13 protein-coding genes are annotated in these 14,297 nt (G+C 58.3%); 11 read left to right on the forward strand and 2 right to left on the reverse strand.

The genetic code is table 11. From position 1 onward, the window contains the following. Nucleotides 1-115 precede the first annotated feature (115 nt). From recA to dapF, 6 genes are all read left to right on the forward strand, one after another. On the forward strand, nt 116-1,168 hold the full coding sequence (gene recA, locus AOZ07_RS05835) for a recombinase RecA (protein ID WP_022875856.1): 1,053 nt from the start codon (nt 116-118) through the stop codon (nt 1,166-1,168). Between the two features lie 98 nt (nt 1,169-1,266). Next, entirely contained in the window at nt 1,267-2,031 is a 765-nt protein-coding gene (locus AOZ07_RS05840; protein WP_098945494.1) for a regulatory protein RecX, read from the forward strand. A gap of 203 nt (nt 2,032-2,234) precedes the next feature. Continuing rightward, nucleotides 2,235-2,420 (forward strand): hypothetical protein, encoded by a 186-nt coding sequence (locus tag AOZ07_RS05845; protein WP_060701134.1) that lies wholly within the window; start codon nt 2,235-2,237, stop codon nt 2,418-2,420. A gap of 88 nt (nt 2,421-2,508) precedes the next feature. After that, complete coding sequence (gene miaB, locus AOZ07_RS05850) at nt 2,509-4,038, forward strand: tRNA (N6-isopentenyl adenosine(37)-C2)-methylthiotransferase MiaB (RefSeq protein ID WP_060701135.1); 1,530 nt, start codon at nt 2,509-2,511, stop codon at nt 4,036-4,038. A gap of 4 nt (nt 4,039-4,042) precedes the next feature. Beyond that, entirely contained in the window at nt 4,043-4,969 is a 927-nt protein-coding gene (gene miaA / locus AOZ07_RS05855; protein WP_084793148.1) for a tRNA (adenosine(37)-N6)-dimethylallyltransferase MiaA, read from the forward strand. 8 nt (nt 4,970-4,977) lie between these two features. Then, nucleotides 4,978-5,913, forward strand: coding sequence for a diaminopimelate epimerase (gene dapF, locus AOZ07_RS05860; protein WP_060701136.1), 936 nt, complete (start codon nt 4,978-4,980; stop codon nt 5,911-5,913). A gap of 67 nt (nt 5,914-5,980) precedes the next feature. Here the strand turns inward: dapF and AOZ07_RS05865 are convergent, their stop codons facing one another. Beyond that, entirely contained in the window at nt 5,981-6,586 is a 606-nt protein-coding gene (locus AOZ07_RS05865) for a class I SAM-dependent methyltransferase (protein WP_060701137.1), read from the reverse strand. 420 nt (nt 6,587-7,006) lie between these two features. Between AOZ07_RS05865 and hflX the strand changes: the two genes are divergently transcribed. The 3 genes from hflX (at nt 7,007) to AOZ07_RS05880 (ending at nt 11,692) form a co-directional block, all read left to right on the forward strand. Continuing rightward, nucleotides 7,007-8,575 (forward strand): GTPase HflX, encoded by a 1,569-nt coding sequence (gene hflX / locus AOZ07_RS05870; protein ID WP_060701138.1) that lies wholly within the window; start codon nt 7,007-7,009, stop codon nt 8,573-8,575. After that, entirely contained in the window at nt 8,568-10,565 is a 1,998-nt protein-coding gene (locus AOZ07_RS05875; protein ID WP_060701139.1) for an ATP-dependent DNA helicase, read from the forward strand. Before hflX ends, AOZ07_RS05875 begins: the two co-directional genes overlap by 8 nt. 239 nt (nt 10,566-10,804) lie before the next feature. Next, on the forward strand, nt 10,805-11,692 hold the full coding sequence (locus AOZ07_RS05880; protein ID WP_075972573.1) for a glycoside hydrolase family 76 protein: 888 nt from the start codon (nt 10,805-10,807) through the stop codon (nt 11,690-11,692). 81 nt (nt 11,693-11,773) lie between these two features. Here AOZ07_RS05880 and lexA read toward each other — a convergent pair whose 3' ends face one another. Continuing rightward, nucleotides 11,774-12,493: a transcriptional repressor LexA gene (gene lexA, locus AOZ07_RS05885; RefSeq protein WP_060701141.1), complete on the reverse strand. Its 720-nt coding sequence runs from the start codon at nt 12,491-12,493 to the stop codon at nt 11,774-11,776. Nucleotides 12,494-12,751: 258 nt separating this feature from the next. On the opposite strand from lexA, the gene AOZ07_RS05890 reads away from it, so the two are divergent. Both AOZ07_RS05890 and AOZ07_RS05895 read left to right on the forward strand, forming a co-directional pair. After that, nucleotides 12,752-13,105 carry a LysM peptidoglycan-binding domain-containing protein gene (locus AOZ07_RS05890; RefSeq protein ID WP_060701142.1) on the forward strand — a complete coding sequence of 118 codons (354 nt, stop codon included), beginning with the start codon at nt 12,752-12,754 and terminating at the stop codon, nt 13,103-13,105. 81 nt (nt 13,106-13,186) lie between these two features. After that, nucleotides 13,187-14,293, forward strand: a complete 1,107-nt coding sequence (locus AOZ07_RS05895) for a histidinol-phosphate transaminase (protein ID WP_060701143.1) — start codon at nt 13,187-13,189, stop codon at nt 14,291-14,293. The last annotated feature ends 4 nt before the right edge of the window (nt 14,294-14,297 follow it).

The raw sequence follows: 14,297 nt of genomic DNA on the forward strand, positions 1-14,297 counted from the left end.
TTGTCCACACTGGCGGGCTATCAGAGTCCAAAGTGTCGGTGGATGAGCATACTGTCTACAACAGGACATAAATCATGAGCAGGTCGCTTCCGGCTTGCATGAGCAAAGGTGAACCATGGCAGCAAATAATGATCGAGAAAAGGCACTAGAGGCTGTCCTCGGCCAAATTGACAAGGCCTATGGCAAGGGCTCGGTCATGCGCCTGGGCGATGAAACCCGTGCCCCTATTGAAGTTATCCCAACGGGTTCGGTCGCATTGGACGTCGCCCTGGGAATTGGCGGCCTGCCACGCGGTCGCGTCGTGGAGATCTACGGCCCGGAATCTTCCGGTAAGACGACGGTGGCGCTCCATGCTGTTGCCAGCGCGCAGAAGGCTGGCGGCGTCGCCGCCTTCATTGACGCCGAGCACGCCCTTGATCCGGAATACGCCAAGAAGCTTGGTGTAGATACCGATGCGCTTCTGGTCTCGCAGCCGGATACCGGCGAGCAGGCGCTGGAAATCATGGATATGCTCGTGGGTTCCGGTGCCTTGGATATCATCGTTATCGACTCCGTGGCTGCACTGGTGCCACGCGCCGAAATCGAAGGCGAAATGGGCGATAGCCACGTTGGCCTTCAGGCTCGATTGATGTCGCAGGCTCTGCGTAAGATCACCGGTCGCCTCTCGGCATCCAAGACCACGGCCATCTTCATCAACCAGCTGCGTGAGAAGATCGGTGTCTTCTTCGGCAGCCCTGAAACCACCACCGGTGGTAAGGCGCTGAAGTTCTATGCTTCGGTCCGTATCGATATCCGCCGCATTGAGACCTTGAAAGAGGGCACCAACCCGGTGGGTAACCGCACCCGCTGCAAGGTCGTCAAGAACAAGATGGCTCCTCCCTTCAAGCAGGCTGAATTCGATATCCTCTACGGTCACGGAATCTCTCGTGAAGGTTCGCTGATCGACATGGGTGTCGAGCACAACCTGGTCAAGAAGTCCGGCGCCTGGTTCACCTATGATGGCGACCAGCTGGGCCAGGGCAAGGAAAACGCCCGTCGATTCTTGCGCGATAATCCAGACCTGTCCGATGAACTCGAGCGGCAGATCTTGCAGAAGCTCGGCGTCCTGCCAAAGGACGAGGTTGAAGAAGACGAGACAGAACTGCGAGTCGTCGAGGGCGACAAGTAGTGTCCTCAAACTTCCAACGACGTAGCGTCCGCCCCGGACACAAATCCGGGGCGGACGCTACGTCCGTTTCGCAAGAGTTTCAGGGAAGCCTCGACGACATGCCGGATTGGGCGAAGCCCGACCCCCAGGCAGCGAAAGCGCCGGCCTCGGAACCGGCAGGCGCAGCGGAGTCCACGTCGAAACTTCCCGAGCATGGCCATCGCCGCATCATTGTGCCAGCTTTGCAGGAGGACAAGAAGCCCGAAAGCGTCGATGAACTGCGTGCAGCGATGGAACGCATCGTCGCCGCACCAGCACCCCCGAAGCCGTCGAAGAAGGAACGCCGCGAAGCGCGGGAAGCCCGCAAGCTGGCCCGCGAAGCGGGGGAAGCGGAAGAGCTCACCGATGAACAGTGGCGTGAGAAAGCGCGAAACATCCTGCTTCGCCAGCTAACTGCCAGCGACAAGACCGCAAAGCAGCTCAAAGACAAGCTGCTGGACAAGGAATGCCCGGAAGAAATCGCGGACGAAGTCATTGAGCGATACGCCGAGATCAATCTCGTCGATGACCAGCGTTTTGCGAAGTCATGGGTGGTGACTCGTGCCCGCTCCAGGGGACTGGCCCGCGGCGCGATTAAGCATGAGCTTCGCTCAAAAGGCGTTGATGATGAACTCGCCGCCGAAGCGTTGGAACAGATTGATGATGAAGCAGAAGAACAGCGCGCCCGCGAACTCGTCCGCGCAAAACTCCGTCCAGAATCAATGGGAGCAGATCGCGACAAGGCGTTGCGCCGATTAGTTGGAATGCTTGGACGCAAAGGCTACAACGGTTCGATGGCATTCAAGGTAGCCCGCGAAGAATGGGACGAACGGTTCAGGTCCTGAGGCTAGCGATTTTTCTTTCGCATGAATGGTCTCTTGCCCAAGCGAAATAGCCAGTCATCCAAGCTTTGGCAAACCGGCAAAATGATGACCGCGATGGCAACCAATATTGAACCTGCCCCAATATCAAAAGCAGGTCGTCAGTGCTGTAATCCATTGGCGGGATTACGCCAATCGCCATCGGAACGGCAAAAAGGAACAGCGCGGTGAGCGAGGCCATCCACCAACGGAAAACCTTCATGGAGCGCGACAGCGGCAAGGCGCGCCGAGCTGGACTCTTGGCTGGTGGTTCGCCAGCGTCGCAACCCGCGGTTCTGCTCGCATTCCTTGAAATCGTCAACAGTTGGAACAACCCGGTCGTATCGGAAACCGCTGCACTGCGCTCCAGATGATTCACGAGTACCCATCTCCGATTCGTGGGCCGTTCGCCCTAGGGTCGCCTACATTTCAGCTCGATGGAAATTTCGGTAATCTTGAAGGGTGACTGAGCAACAAACCGTGAGTATCCCGGAAACCGAAGAATTGCCGCGTACCTATGAAGTACGCACCTTCGGTTGCCAAATGAACGTCCACGATTCCGAGAGGCTTTCTGGCCTTTTGGAAGACGCAGGATTGAGCCGAAAGCCCGAGGAGCTCAAGGACGGCGTTGCTGATGTCGTCGTCTTCAATACGTGCGCAGTGCGAGAAAACGCGGACAATAAGCTCTACGGGAACCTCGGCATCCTCAAGGGCATCAAGGCAGAGCGCCCAGGCATGCAAATTGCAGTTGGCGGTTGCCTGGCCCAAAAGGATCGCGACACCATCCTGAAAAAGGCTCCCTGGGTCGACGTGGTCTTCGGAACCCACAACATCGGGTCCTTGCCTGCATTGCTGGCTCGTTCAGAACACAACAAGAAGGCGGAGCTTGAGATCCTCGAATCTCTTGACGTCTTCCCTTCGACTTTGCCAACGCGGCGCGAGTCCGTGTACGCCGGCTGGGTATCGATCTCCGTGGGCTGCAACAATACGTGCACCTTCTGCATCGTTCCGTCGCTGCGCGGCAAGGAACGCGACCGCCGTCCCGGCGAAATCCTGGCCGAGATCCAAGCGCTCGTTGACGACGGCGCCATCGAAGTGACCCTGCTGGGCCAAAACGTCAACTCCTACGGCGTTGAATTCGGGGACCGCCTGGCCTTCGGCAAGCTCCTGCGCGCTTGCGGCGAAATCGAAGGGCTCGAACGCGTACGATTCACCAGCCCGCACCCTGCAGCCTTCACCGACGATGTCATCGACGCAATGGCCGAAACGCCTAACGTGATGCCGCAGCTGCATATGCCGTTGCAGTCCGGATCCGACAAGGTGCTCAAGGAAATGCGCCGATCCTACCGTTCCAAGAAGTTCCTCGGAATTTTGGACAAGGTGCGCGAGCGAATCCCGCACGCCGCGATCACAACGGACATCATTGTCGGCTTCCCCGGTGAATCCGAAGAGGACTTCCAGGCAACCTTGGACGTTGTCGAGGCTTCGCGTTTCTCCTCGGCCTTCACCTTCCAATACTCCAAGCGGCCTGGCACGCCCGCGGCAACCCTGGAAGGCCAGCTGCCCAAAGCAGTGGTCCAGGAACGCTACGAGCGCCTGACCGCGCTGCAGGACCGCATCGCCAAGGAAGAAAACGCCAAGCAGCTGGGACGAACCGTGGAAGTCATGGTGACCGAGCAGTCGGGGCGCAAGGCCGAGGAAACGCACCGGCTTGCTGGCCGTGCGCAGGACCAGCGGCTGGTGCACTTCTCCGTGCCAAAGGGAGCGCAAACTCCGCGTCCAGGCGATCTGGTGACCCTGCCCATTACCGAAGTGGCAGCATTCCACCTCATTTCGGACCCTGAATCCGGCCAGTACTCATTGCGCCGTTCCCGCGCAGGAGACGCCTGGGACCGCGCGCAGGCGGAAAGCTGTGGCGTTCCTGCTCCGGGTGAAACTACTGCCACGGGCCGCACAAATTTGGGCATGCCAACTCTCAAGGTGCGCAGCTAGCCCGATGATGGATACTCATCTGCCGATCATCGCCATCGTCGGACCTACCGGTACCGGCAAATCGGACTTGGCGATTTCGCTGGCCCAACAGCTCGGCGGGGAAATCGTTAATTCTGATGCCCTGCAGTTCTACAGGGGCATGGATATTGGGACCGCAAAGTTGCCGGTGTCTGAACGCGGCGGCATTGAACACCATCTGATGGACACCCTGTCGATCGCCGAAGAAGCATCGGTTGCCACGTTCCAAGAAGAAGCACGCGAGCACTTCGCGCAAATTCGCGCGCGTGGCAAGGTGCCGATCATGGTCGGCGGATCAGGACTTTATGTCAGGGCGGCACTGGATGTCATCGATTTTCCGCCCACCGATCCAGGCATCAGGAAGAAGCTGGAAGCAGAGGTCCAGGAAAAGGGCGACGGAGATCTTCGCCGCCGGCTAGCTGAAGTGGACCCCGTGTCCGCCGAGCGCAACCTGGATCTGCGGCGGGCTATCCGGGCCCTTGAAGTCCATGAAATCTCCGCACGCCCGTTCAGCTCCTACATGCCGCAGCGCGAGTACGTTGCTCCGGCTCTTCAGATCGGACTAAATTACGATCGTTCAGCGTTGCATGAAGCATTGGAAGCACGTGTGCACACCATGGATGCGATGGGATTGGCTGGAGAAGTTGCCGGTTTGCTGGAACTGGGACTGCGCGAAGGCAAAACGGCTTCTCGCGCGATCGGGTACCAGCAATACACGGATTATCTTGACGGAAAAATCACCCGGGCCGAGGCCATAACCCAGACGGTGGTTGCCACCAGAAAATTTGCCCGACGCCAAATCACATGGTTCAACGCTGACCCGCGGGTCAAGTGGCTGGACCCCACCGAATCGGACCTCATTGGCAAAGCACTGGCCCTCATCGGCAAGCCAACCGAGGAACCAACACGCTAGGAGTATCGATGTACAGCACCGAACTAGGCCAACTGGCGGGGCAGCCTTTCGCCAAGGGCCATGCCACAGGAAACGACTTCGTCTTGATTGCGGATCCAGAAGCTGACGTGGATCTGACCGCCGAACAGGTGGCGGCACTGTGCCATCGGCGCTTCGGCATCGGCGGCGACGGCTTGATTCGCGCGGTTCCCACATCCAAGATGCCCGGGTACGAACAGCAGGTCGCCCAGAATCCAGAGGCCTACTGGTTCATGGACTACCGGAATGGCGATGGCTCCATCGCCGAAATGTGCGGCAACGGGGTGCGCGCCTTCGCCCACTTCCTGATTGCTGAAGGCCTGGTGGATCTTCCCGTAGGCCAGAGCATCCACATCGGCAGCCGCGCCGGCATCAAGATGATCACCCGGCTTGTTGAAGGCTATGCAGTGAATCTGGGCCCGTGGGGACTGATCTTCGAGGACCAGGCGGAGGCCGACTCCATAGATTCCATGGTCAAGCCACGCGGTTGGGAACAGGCGCTGCCAGCTTTGAGCATCACCATGGGCAACCCGCACACAGTGGTGGCCCTTCCCGATATCGACATGCTCGACAGCCTTGAACTGTTCGCAGAACCAGAAGTCGCACCAAAGCCTGAAAACGGCACCAACGTCGAATTCGTGGTTCCCAACGAGCCGCTGATCGAAGAGGACGGAGTTGCCCAGGTGACGATGCGCGTTCATGAACGCGGAGTAGGGGAGACCCTTTCCTGTGGCACCGGCGCATGCGCTGCCGCCGCCGCGGTTCGATACTGGGCCCGAGGCACCGCGCTGATCAACCAGTGGGCAGTGTCGGTGCCAGGCGGCCTCGTAGGCGTTGAATTCCGTGCCAACGATGCCGGCGGCGAAGACACGATCCTTTCCGGCCCTGCAGAACTAGTTGCCCGCGGAGTGATCGGCGCAAAGTAGCCGGTGAAGCAAAAATTGCAGGCATCTCGTCCTATGGACAGATGCCTGCAATTGCTGGAATGAGGTTCTAGGCCGGTCGCGAAACCTTCAGGACGCGGAAGGCCTTGGCCGTGGCCTCGCGAGTGATCGACCAGTCCTGGGGAAGCTGTTCGGCCAGCCATTTCTGCAAGGAATCGCTCCCCAGATTCTTCTGCACTACCAGCCAGGCTTCCCCGCCTGCTGCCAGGCGCGGCAGCCACAGCATCAGAAGTTCGTGCAGCGCTTCCTTGCCGATGCGGATGGGCGGATTGGACCAGATGGTATCGAACTGGAGACCGGGTTCGACGGAATCGGGGGTTCCGACTACCACGTTGCCCAACCCCAGATGCTGGGCATTCAGCCGGGTCAATTCGATCGAGCGTTCATTGACATCCACGCCGTGAACGGTGGATTCGGGGGACCTCTCGGCAGCGGTCAGGGCAATCGGTCCCCAGCCGCATCCGATGTCAAGCACGCGCCCGCGTGGGGCGGGGACATGCTGCAACAACACCGCGGTGCCTTTATCCAAGCCTGAAGGCGAGAAGATTCCTGCGGCTGTCTGAACCTTGCGCACCGTGCCGTTGAGTTCGACTTCAATGGTGCGTCGTTCATCGGCCGAGGCCGGGCTGGCGGTGAAGTAGTGATCCGAGGTCATAGGCAAAGTTTATCGTTGTGCTTCCCGAGGCCAAAGACCAGCGCATTCAACGTGAGCAAAGCGATATAGGCAGCTCGAGCATTGACTGATAGAGTTTTCCCTATGACTTTCGTTTTTGTCTAATACGTAACCGCAGCGGTTACCTCGCGATCCTCCCCGGCGACGCGCCTATTTGGCGTGCCGGCATTGAAGGATTGGCAGACGGCGAAGTCTTTTTTGTTTTCCGCAAGTTGTGCATCACACGCCTTGCCATTCGCCTTCGCACCTCGGTAACCCCGCATTCACCTGCTTGCCTATATTTTTTGCGCGCTGTCAAAAGGACCACGAATGTTTGATGAACCGACAGAACCCCAACGCGTCACGTCGCGAACTGGGGGTCAACCGCACTATTCTGGAATGCGAAGTACTTCTAAGGAGACCATGACTAACTCCGAGTCACACGAGCACGATTCGGCATCAATGGATGATGCCCAGATCCAGGCCGCTATCGACAGGATCCTCGAAGCCGATGAAGCCCAAAGCCCACAGGTCCAGCACTTCGGAGAAGAAGATACCTCAATCTTCTCCGGGCAGGCCACTGCGCTCAACCGCTTCTCGACCGGCTTTACCCAATACGACGGGGACCAGGATGACCTCGCGGAGCGTCGCGCCTTGCGTCGCGTCGCGGGCCTGTCCACCGAACTCGAAGACGTTACCGAGGTCGAGTACCGCCAGCTGCGCCTGGAACGCGTTGTGCTGGCTGGTATTTGGAGCGAAGGCACCGTCACCGACGCCGAAAACTCCCTGCGCGAACTGGCCGCCTTGGCTGAGACCGCAGGTTCCGAAGTTCTCGACGGCGTGGTGCAGCGCCGCAGCAAGCCGGACCCGTCGACATTCCTGGGGTCGGGCAAGGCCGAGGAACTGCGCGGCATCGTTGTCTCTACCGGCGCGGATACCGTGGTGGTTGATGCTGAGCTGGCTCCGTCCCAGCGCCGTGCCCTCGAGGACATTGTGAAGGTCAAGGTTATTGACCGCACTAGCCTGATCCTTGATATCTTCGCGCAGCATGCGAAGTCCCGAGAAGGCAAGGCACAGGTTGAACTGGCCCAGCTCGAGTACCTGCTGCCACGTCTTCGTGGCTGGGGCGAATCGATGTCCCGCCAGGCTGGTGGTCGTGTAGGTGCCGCCGGTGGCGGCATTGGCTCGCGTGGTCCGGGTGAAACCAAGATCGAGATGGACCGTCGCCGCATTCGCGACCGCATGGCCAAGCTGCGTCGCGAGATCAAGGCCATGAAGCCTGCTCGTGAGGCCAAGCGCGCCAATCGCAAGCGCAATGAAGTGCCCGCAGTGGCTATCGCCGGATACACCAACGCCGGAAAGTCATCTTTGCTCAACCGCCTGACCAACGCCGGTGTCCTGGTGGAGAACGCGCTGTTCGCCACCTTGGATCCAACCGTGCGCCAGTCGTCGACTGAAGACGGGCTGACCTATACGTTGGCCGATACCGTTGGATTCGTGTCGAACCTTCCAACCCAGTTGGTGGAAGCCTTCCGCTCAACTCTGGAAGAAATTGCCGATTCTGATCTAATCCTGCACGTAGTGGATGCTTCGCACCCTGACCCGGAGGGGCAGATTCAGGCCGTTCGTACCGTGCTTGGCGAAGTTGACGCGTTGAATATCCCGGAAATCATCGTCCTGAATAAGGCTGACGTCGCGGATCCATTTGTCATTGAACGAATCCGCAACCGTGAATCCAATACCTCCGTGGTTTCGGCTCACACCGGTGAGGGCATCGAAGAGCTGCTGGAAAAGATCAGCTCGTCGATTCCGCGTCCAGGCATTCAGCTTGAAGTTCTCATCCCGTACAACCGCGGGGATTTGATCGCAAAGCTGCATCAGAGCGAATCTGAAATCCTGGAAAGCGAACACCTGGACAACGGCACGCGATTGATCGTCAAGGTGCGCGATTCCCTGGCGGCAGAGTTGGAGACTTTCAACATTCATGGATAAGCAAGAGCAGGCCCTTGAGCTTCTTGAGGCCGCGGTAACTTCCATGGGTGGCGCCATGCGTACAGGCCAGCAGGAAATGGTCAAGCACGTGGTGGCTGCCTTGGAAGACGAAGAACATTTGCTGGTTCAAGCTGGCACCGGAACGGGAAAGTCCATGGGTTATCTCATTCCGGCGCTGGCCCATGCGCAAACTAGTGCCAAGCCAGTGATTGTTTCAACCGCTACACTCGCGTTGCAGTCGCAAATTGTCGGTCGCGACGTGCCGAGATTACTTGAGTCACTCAAGGGCAAGCTCTCCCGTCCCATGGATGTGGCTCTGCTCAAAGGCCGCTCCAACTACTTGTGCCAATACAAGCTCGGTGGCGGATACCCCGATGACGAAGGCACGCTGTTCTCGATGGATGAACCGGCAGTACCCGCCGGAACCACCTATTCACCGCTTGCCAGTGAAGTGATGAAACTTCGCGATTGGGCCGAGCGCACCGATACCGGCGACCGAGATGAATTGGTGCCCGGCGTCAGCGACAAGGCCTGGAAGCAGGTTTCGGTTTCGGCGATGGAATGCCTGGGTTCTCAAAAGTGCCCGATGGCCGATGAATGCTTCTCGGAAATGGCACGCGCCCGCGCGGCCGAATCTGACGTGGTGATCACCAATCATGCCTTGCTGGCGGTGTCTGCGTTTGAAGGCCTGTCGGTCTTGCCGGATTTCGATGTGGCCATCATCGATGAGGCCCACGAACTGCAGGACCGCGTGACCAGCTCGGTGTCTGGCGCCCTGTCGGCTCGAATGGTGATGACTGCTGCTGGTGGCGCCAAGCGCCACTGCGGCGTCAACGTCGATGAAATGGTCAAAGCGGCCAACCGACTGGAGAAGTCCCTGACGGGGATCCCCACCGGTCTGCTGGAGCAAGGCTTGCGCGAAGACATGGGCATTGCACTCAATGACATTGTTGAGCAGGCTCGCCTGGCATTGGCGCTGTCCAAGCCAGAGGCGAACGCGCCCGCCGATGGCGGACGACAGACTGCACGCTCCCAGCTGCAGGCTGTTATGGATGACTCTCTGCGCATGCTCGAATCTGAAGAGCGCCGCGAAGTTCTCTACACAACGCGCCCACGGGAGTTCGTAGAAGGCCGAGGCTACGTGGAGGCCGAAGAATCCCAACCGGCAACGCTGAATGTCGCACCGCTGTCGGTGGCAGGAAAACTGCGCGAAGGCCTATTTGATGGCCGCACGGTCGTGCTCACCAGTGCAACGTTGGCTATCGGTTCGCAATTTGATGCCGTGGCCGGTTCGCTGGGCTTGATGGGGAACGGAGCGCCAACATGGACTGGCGTCGATGTGGGAAGCCCTTTTGATTATCCAAAACAAGGCATCCTGTACGTAGCCAGGCATTTGCCAAAACCTGGCCGTCAACTTGCCGCTGAGACCCTGGACGAGATTGAAGATCTCATCAAGGCATCCGGCGGTGGCGCACTGGCGCTGTTCACTTCGAAGCGTTCGGCGGAAGAGGCCGCCAGCATCTTGCGCGAGCGGCTGGACGTGGACATCTTGTGCCAGGGCGAGGCCAGCATGAAATCCCTGGTCGAACAGTTCGCAGACGAACGCGACACTTGCCTCTTTGGCACGATGACGCTGTGGCAGGGAGTTGACGTCCCGGGGGATTCCTGCCGTCTGGTCATCATCGACAAGATTCCATTCCCACGCCCCGACGACCCGATTTCGAAGGCCCGGACCGAAGACGTCGCCAAGCACGGTGGCAATGGCTTTATGCAGGTTTCGGCTACGCATGCCGCCATCCGCTTGGCGCAGGGCGCAGGACGCCTGATCCGATCGGTCAACGACCGGGGCGTTGTAGCCATATTGGACTCGCGCATGGCCACGGCGCGCTACGGAAGCTTCCTGAAGGCTACCCTGCCACCGATGTGGCCCACAGTAGACAAGAAGGTCATTTCTGGAGTTCTGGAACGCCTCAAGCCTGCTGAAAAGTAACTTCCAGTGCTTGAAAGCAATGACCCGGTGACTCGGGCTCGTTGAATGCACTAATGTCTGTGCCACAGGGAAGGAAAAATCCGGAAGGCAAGATGAAATCCATGAGGGGACTGGCGCGTGAAGCAGCCGAAGATACGCATGCGCGATTTGGCCATCGGCTCCTTTGCCTGCCAGGCACGTGGATTGGCCGGCCCTATAGCCTTCAGCACCGGATGCATGACGGAAGCATGCTCAGCGATATGAATGGATTTTCTCATCCGTTTGCTGAGTGGAACTACTGGTGGCAGGCCCACTACCTGGATGCGATCCTTGACGACGGGCTGGGCTATTGGGAAGCTGGCGATCGTGATGCAGCCCGGTGCGAACTTCACCGTGCCAAAGACCTGCTGGCAGGAATCCGCATTCGCAATTTCGGAGTCTTCCCGAACTACTTCTTTGACGATATGGCATGGCTGGCGCTGGCGAGCCAGAGGTTGCTGGCTTTTTCCCGGAAGCTGGAAGGGCACAGCCATCTCGGTGCAAAACGAGCAATAACGACTTTGCGCAAGCAATTGGAAAGCGGCATCGACGAAGTCTTCGATGGCGGCTTGTACTGGTCGAGGAAACGCGATTTCAAGAATGCCCCTGCCAACGCTCCTGCCGCACTCTTTTTCGCACGCATCGGTGATCGCGAACAAGCCAGGAAGCTGCTTGACTGGATGCATTCCAACATCTTCAGCGACCAGCACGGTTTATATCTTGATGGGCTCAGACTCACTTCAGCAGGCCAAAAACTGGAAGATCACCTCTATACCTATAACCAGGGACCGGTGCTCGGCGCGCTGCTGGAATTAGGTACCGCAGCTGATCTGGAGCATGCTGCTGCACTTGTTCATGCCACACGCCGGCATCTGGCCGACGAGGCCGGATCCCTGCTGCTTGATGGAGGAGGCGATGGCAACCTATTTGCCGGGATTCTCTGCCGATACCTGGCCCTCTGCGCAAACGATGAGCGCATGGATCTGGAGGTTCGGGGCATCGCACGCGATTTGGTGACGTCGACAGCTAGCCGATTGGTCAACGAAGAACCACGACGGCTCTCAGCGGCAGTTCAGCGTTGGATGATCTTCAGCGCAGCACAACGGTGAGAATCGAAACCGAAATCGCAGGGAGCAATCGACTGAGGGGTGTCGATGCTTGCGCACCAACACCCCTCATGCCAGATGCGATTAGAGCGAACGCATCACAGAAACAACACGGCCCATGATCTTGGCCGCGTCGCCCAAGATCGGTTCGTAGCGTGAGTTCTGGGGCAGCAGCCATGTATGCCCATCGCGCTGCCGGAAGGTTTTGACAGTGGCTTCTTCGTCCAGCAATGCAGCGACGATATCGCCGTTTTCAGCATTCTGCTGACGGCGGACGACTACCCAGTCACCATCACAGATAGCGGCATCAACCATGGAATCGCCAGAGACTTTGAGCATGAATAATTCGCCGTGTCCGACCAGCTGGCGAGGCAACGAGAAAACATCTTCGACAGACTGATCAGCAAGGATCGGCCCACCAGCAGCGATCCGGCCGACCAATGGAACCATGGTCGTATCGGCTGACGTGCTGAGCTCGATGACCATCGCGTCTTCGGCAGCCTTGCTCTCTGCAGCCTCCGACGCCGTTGAGTTCTCAGCATCGTCCGCCAACTGCAGTGGCAACAAAATCTCCATGGCGCGCGGACGGCGTGGATCTCGACGAATGTACCCGAGCTTTTCTAGCTGGCTCAATTGGTGGGTGACGCTCGAAAGGCTCTTGAGCCCTACCGAGTCGCCAATCTCACGCATGGATGGTGGATAGCCGTTCTTGCCGATGGCACGCTGGATCGTTTCCAGGATCTTCTTTTGGCGAATCGTCAACGAGCGTGCATTCGATCGGGGAGTGCGTTGTGAAGCTGACATGAGATTTTGCCTTCCCTAGCTATCTGTCGAAAGTTCGGCAGTCCAAACTGTCGGAGCCAGATGGTGTGATGTTTTCATTGCTCGTCTACTTCGAAATCTTAGTGGATAAGCGAGCTTCTTTCAAAGATTTGTTCGAAAACTTCTGGACAAGTCGGACGAAGCTCTGTTAGAACAGATGTACTAGTTTCGAACAAGTCTTCGAAATCTACATATCGAATATAACTTCGCATCGCTACACAATCTTGAGGAGATAAGGTCATGGCAACCCTCGCACTTGACTCAAATCAAACCCAGAGCCCATTGAAGATCCGGATCAACCGCCGCGGCTGGGCTGTTTTGGTGGGCATTCCAGTTTTTGCGCTAACCGTAGCTGCAGCGTTCTTCTTCTCGATGTTCGCTTCAGATGCAAGGGCATCATCTGAACTCCCAACGGGCGTCGAAACTGTGGACGTCACCGTTATCCCGGGCGACACCGTGTGGAGCTTGGCCAAGGAGTACGCCCAGGGCTACGACGTCACTTCTGCTGTCAGCCACATTTCGGAACTCAACTCCCTCCAGGGAAGCGAGATCCACGTTGGCGACTCGCTGTCGATCCCTGTGCTCGCTGGTTAGAGCATCGATCGAGGCAGGGGATTGTTACCTTGACTCGTAGCGGATTCACCCGCCAAGCCGGTACGCACGTAGACTTATTGCGTGAATGACCGCAGTGAACTTTTGAGTCAGCTGCCCTTGCGTGAGAATCTCCGCGGGCTATCCCCATATGGCGCACCACAAATCGACGTGCCCATTCAGCTGAATGTCAACGAGAACACTCATCCGCTTCCGCCAACTGTCGTGGATGCCATTGCGCAAGAGGTCGCAAAAGCAGCAACCAGCCTCAACAGATACCCGGATCGTGAATTCACCGAACTCCGTGAACTGCTGGCTGACTATCTCGGCCACTCCCTGACCGCAGGGAACATCTGGGCGGCAAACGGCTCGAACGAAATCCTCCAGCAAATCCTGCAGGCATTTGGCGGGCCAGGACGAAGCGTCATGAGTTTCGGACCAACATACTCGATGTACCCCCTCCTAGCTAGCGGGACCGATACAACATATATCGCCGGTACGCGCGCCGAGGATTTCACTCTCTCCGCAGAATCCGCGGCAGAACAAGTTCTCAGGCACCAACCGAACATTGTCTTCCTGTGCTCTCCTAACAACCCCACGGGCACGGCGCTTGGCCTGGACGTGATCACAGCCGTATATGACGCAATGAGCGAGCACAATGGCATGGTCATTGTTGACGAAGCCTACGCCGAGTTTTCCTTGTCCAGCACCAAATCGGCGCTCACCTTGCTTGAAGGCCGCCAGCGGCTCATCGTCACGCGCACCATGTCAAAGGCCTTTGGCCTTGCCGGTGCCCGCGTCGGGTACCTCGCAGCGGCGCCTGAAGTCACCGATGCCATTCGCTTGGTGCGGCTGCCATACCACCTCTCGGCCGTCACGCAGGCAACTGCCGTAGCGGCGCTGAAGAATATCGATTTGTTGTTAGCCCAGGTGGAAGACATCAAAACGCAACGAGATCGAATTGTTGCCCGCTTGAAAGAGCTTGGGCTTAAGCCTTCCGTCTCCGACTCCAACTTCGTCTTTTTCGGCGGGCTGGAGAACCCCCACGCGGTGTGGGAAGGATTGTTGGAAGCAGGCATTATCGTCCGCGACAATGGGATCCCGGGCACTCTGCGAGTAACCGCCGGAACCGAATCAGAAACTACTGCGTTCTTGGATCGTCTATCCGAGCTGCTCGGCGCGGAAAAGTAATCAA

The sequence above is a fragment of the Glutamicibacter halophytocola genome (genome assembly GCF_001302565.1).
GTDB classification, from domain to species: Bacteria; Actinomycetota; Actinomycetes; order Actinomycetales; family Micrococcaceae; genus Glutamicibacter; species Glutamicibacter halophytocola.

What these genes read in the sequence shown, in the direction of transcription:
- AOZ07_RS05875 (WP_060701139.1), top strand. Translation starts at nt 8,568, where the DNA reads ATGGATAAGCAAGAGCAGGCCCTTGAGCTTCTTGAGGCCGCGGTAACT.
- miaA (WP_084793148.1), top strand. Translation starts at nt 4,043, where the DNA reads ATGATGGATACTCATCTGCCGATCATCGCCATCGTCGGACCTACCGGT.
- recA (WP_022875856.1), top strand. Translation starts at nt 116, where the DNA reads ATGGCAGCAAATAATGATCGAGAAAAGGCACTAGAGGCTGTCCTCGGC.
- AOZ07_RS05880 (WP_075972573.1), top strand. Translation starts at nt 10,805, where the DNA reads ATGAATGGATTTTCTCATCCGTTTGCTGAGTGGAACTACTGGTGGCAG.
- AOZ07_RS05865 (WP_060701137.1), bottom strand. Translation starts at nt 6,586, where the DNA reads ATGACCTCGGATCACTACTTCACCGCCAGCCCGGCCTCGGCCGATGAA.
- AOZ07_RS05840 (WP_098945494.1), top strand. Translation starts at nt 1,267, where the DNA reads ATGCCGGATTGGGCGAAGCCCGACCCCCAGGCAGCGAAAGCGCCGGCC.
- hflX (WP_060701138.1), top strand. Translation starts at nt 7,007, where the DNA reads ATGACTAACTCCGAGTCACACGAGCACGATTCGGCATCAATGGATGAT.
- dapF (WP_060701136.1), top strand. Translation starts at nt 4,978, where the DNA reads ATGTACAGCACCGAACTAGGCCAACTGGCGGGGCAGCCTTTCGCCAAG.
- AOZ07_RS05890 (WP_060701142.1), top strand. Translation starts at nt 12,752, where the DNA reads ATGGCAACCCTCGCACTTGACTCAAATCAAACCCAGAGCCCATTGAAG.
- lexA (WP_060701141.1), bottom strand. Translation starts at nt 12,493, where the DNA reads ATGTCAGCTTCACAACGCACTCCCCGATCGAATGCACGCTCGTTGACG.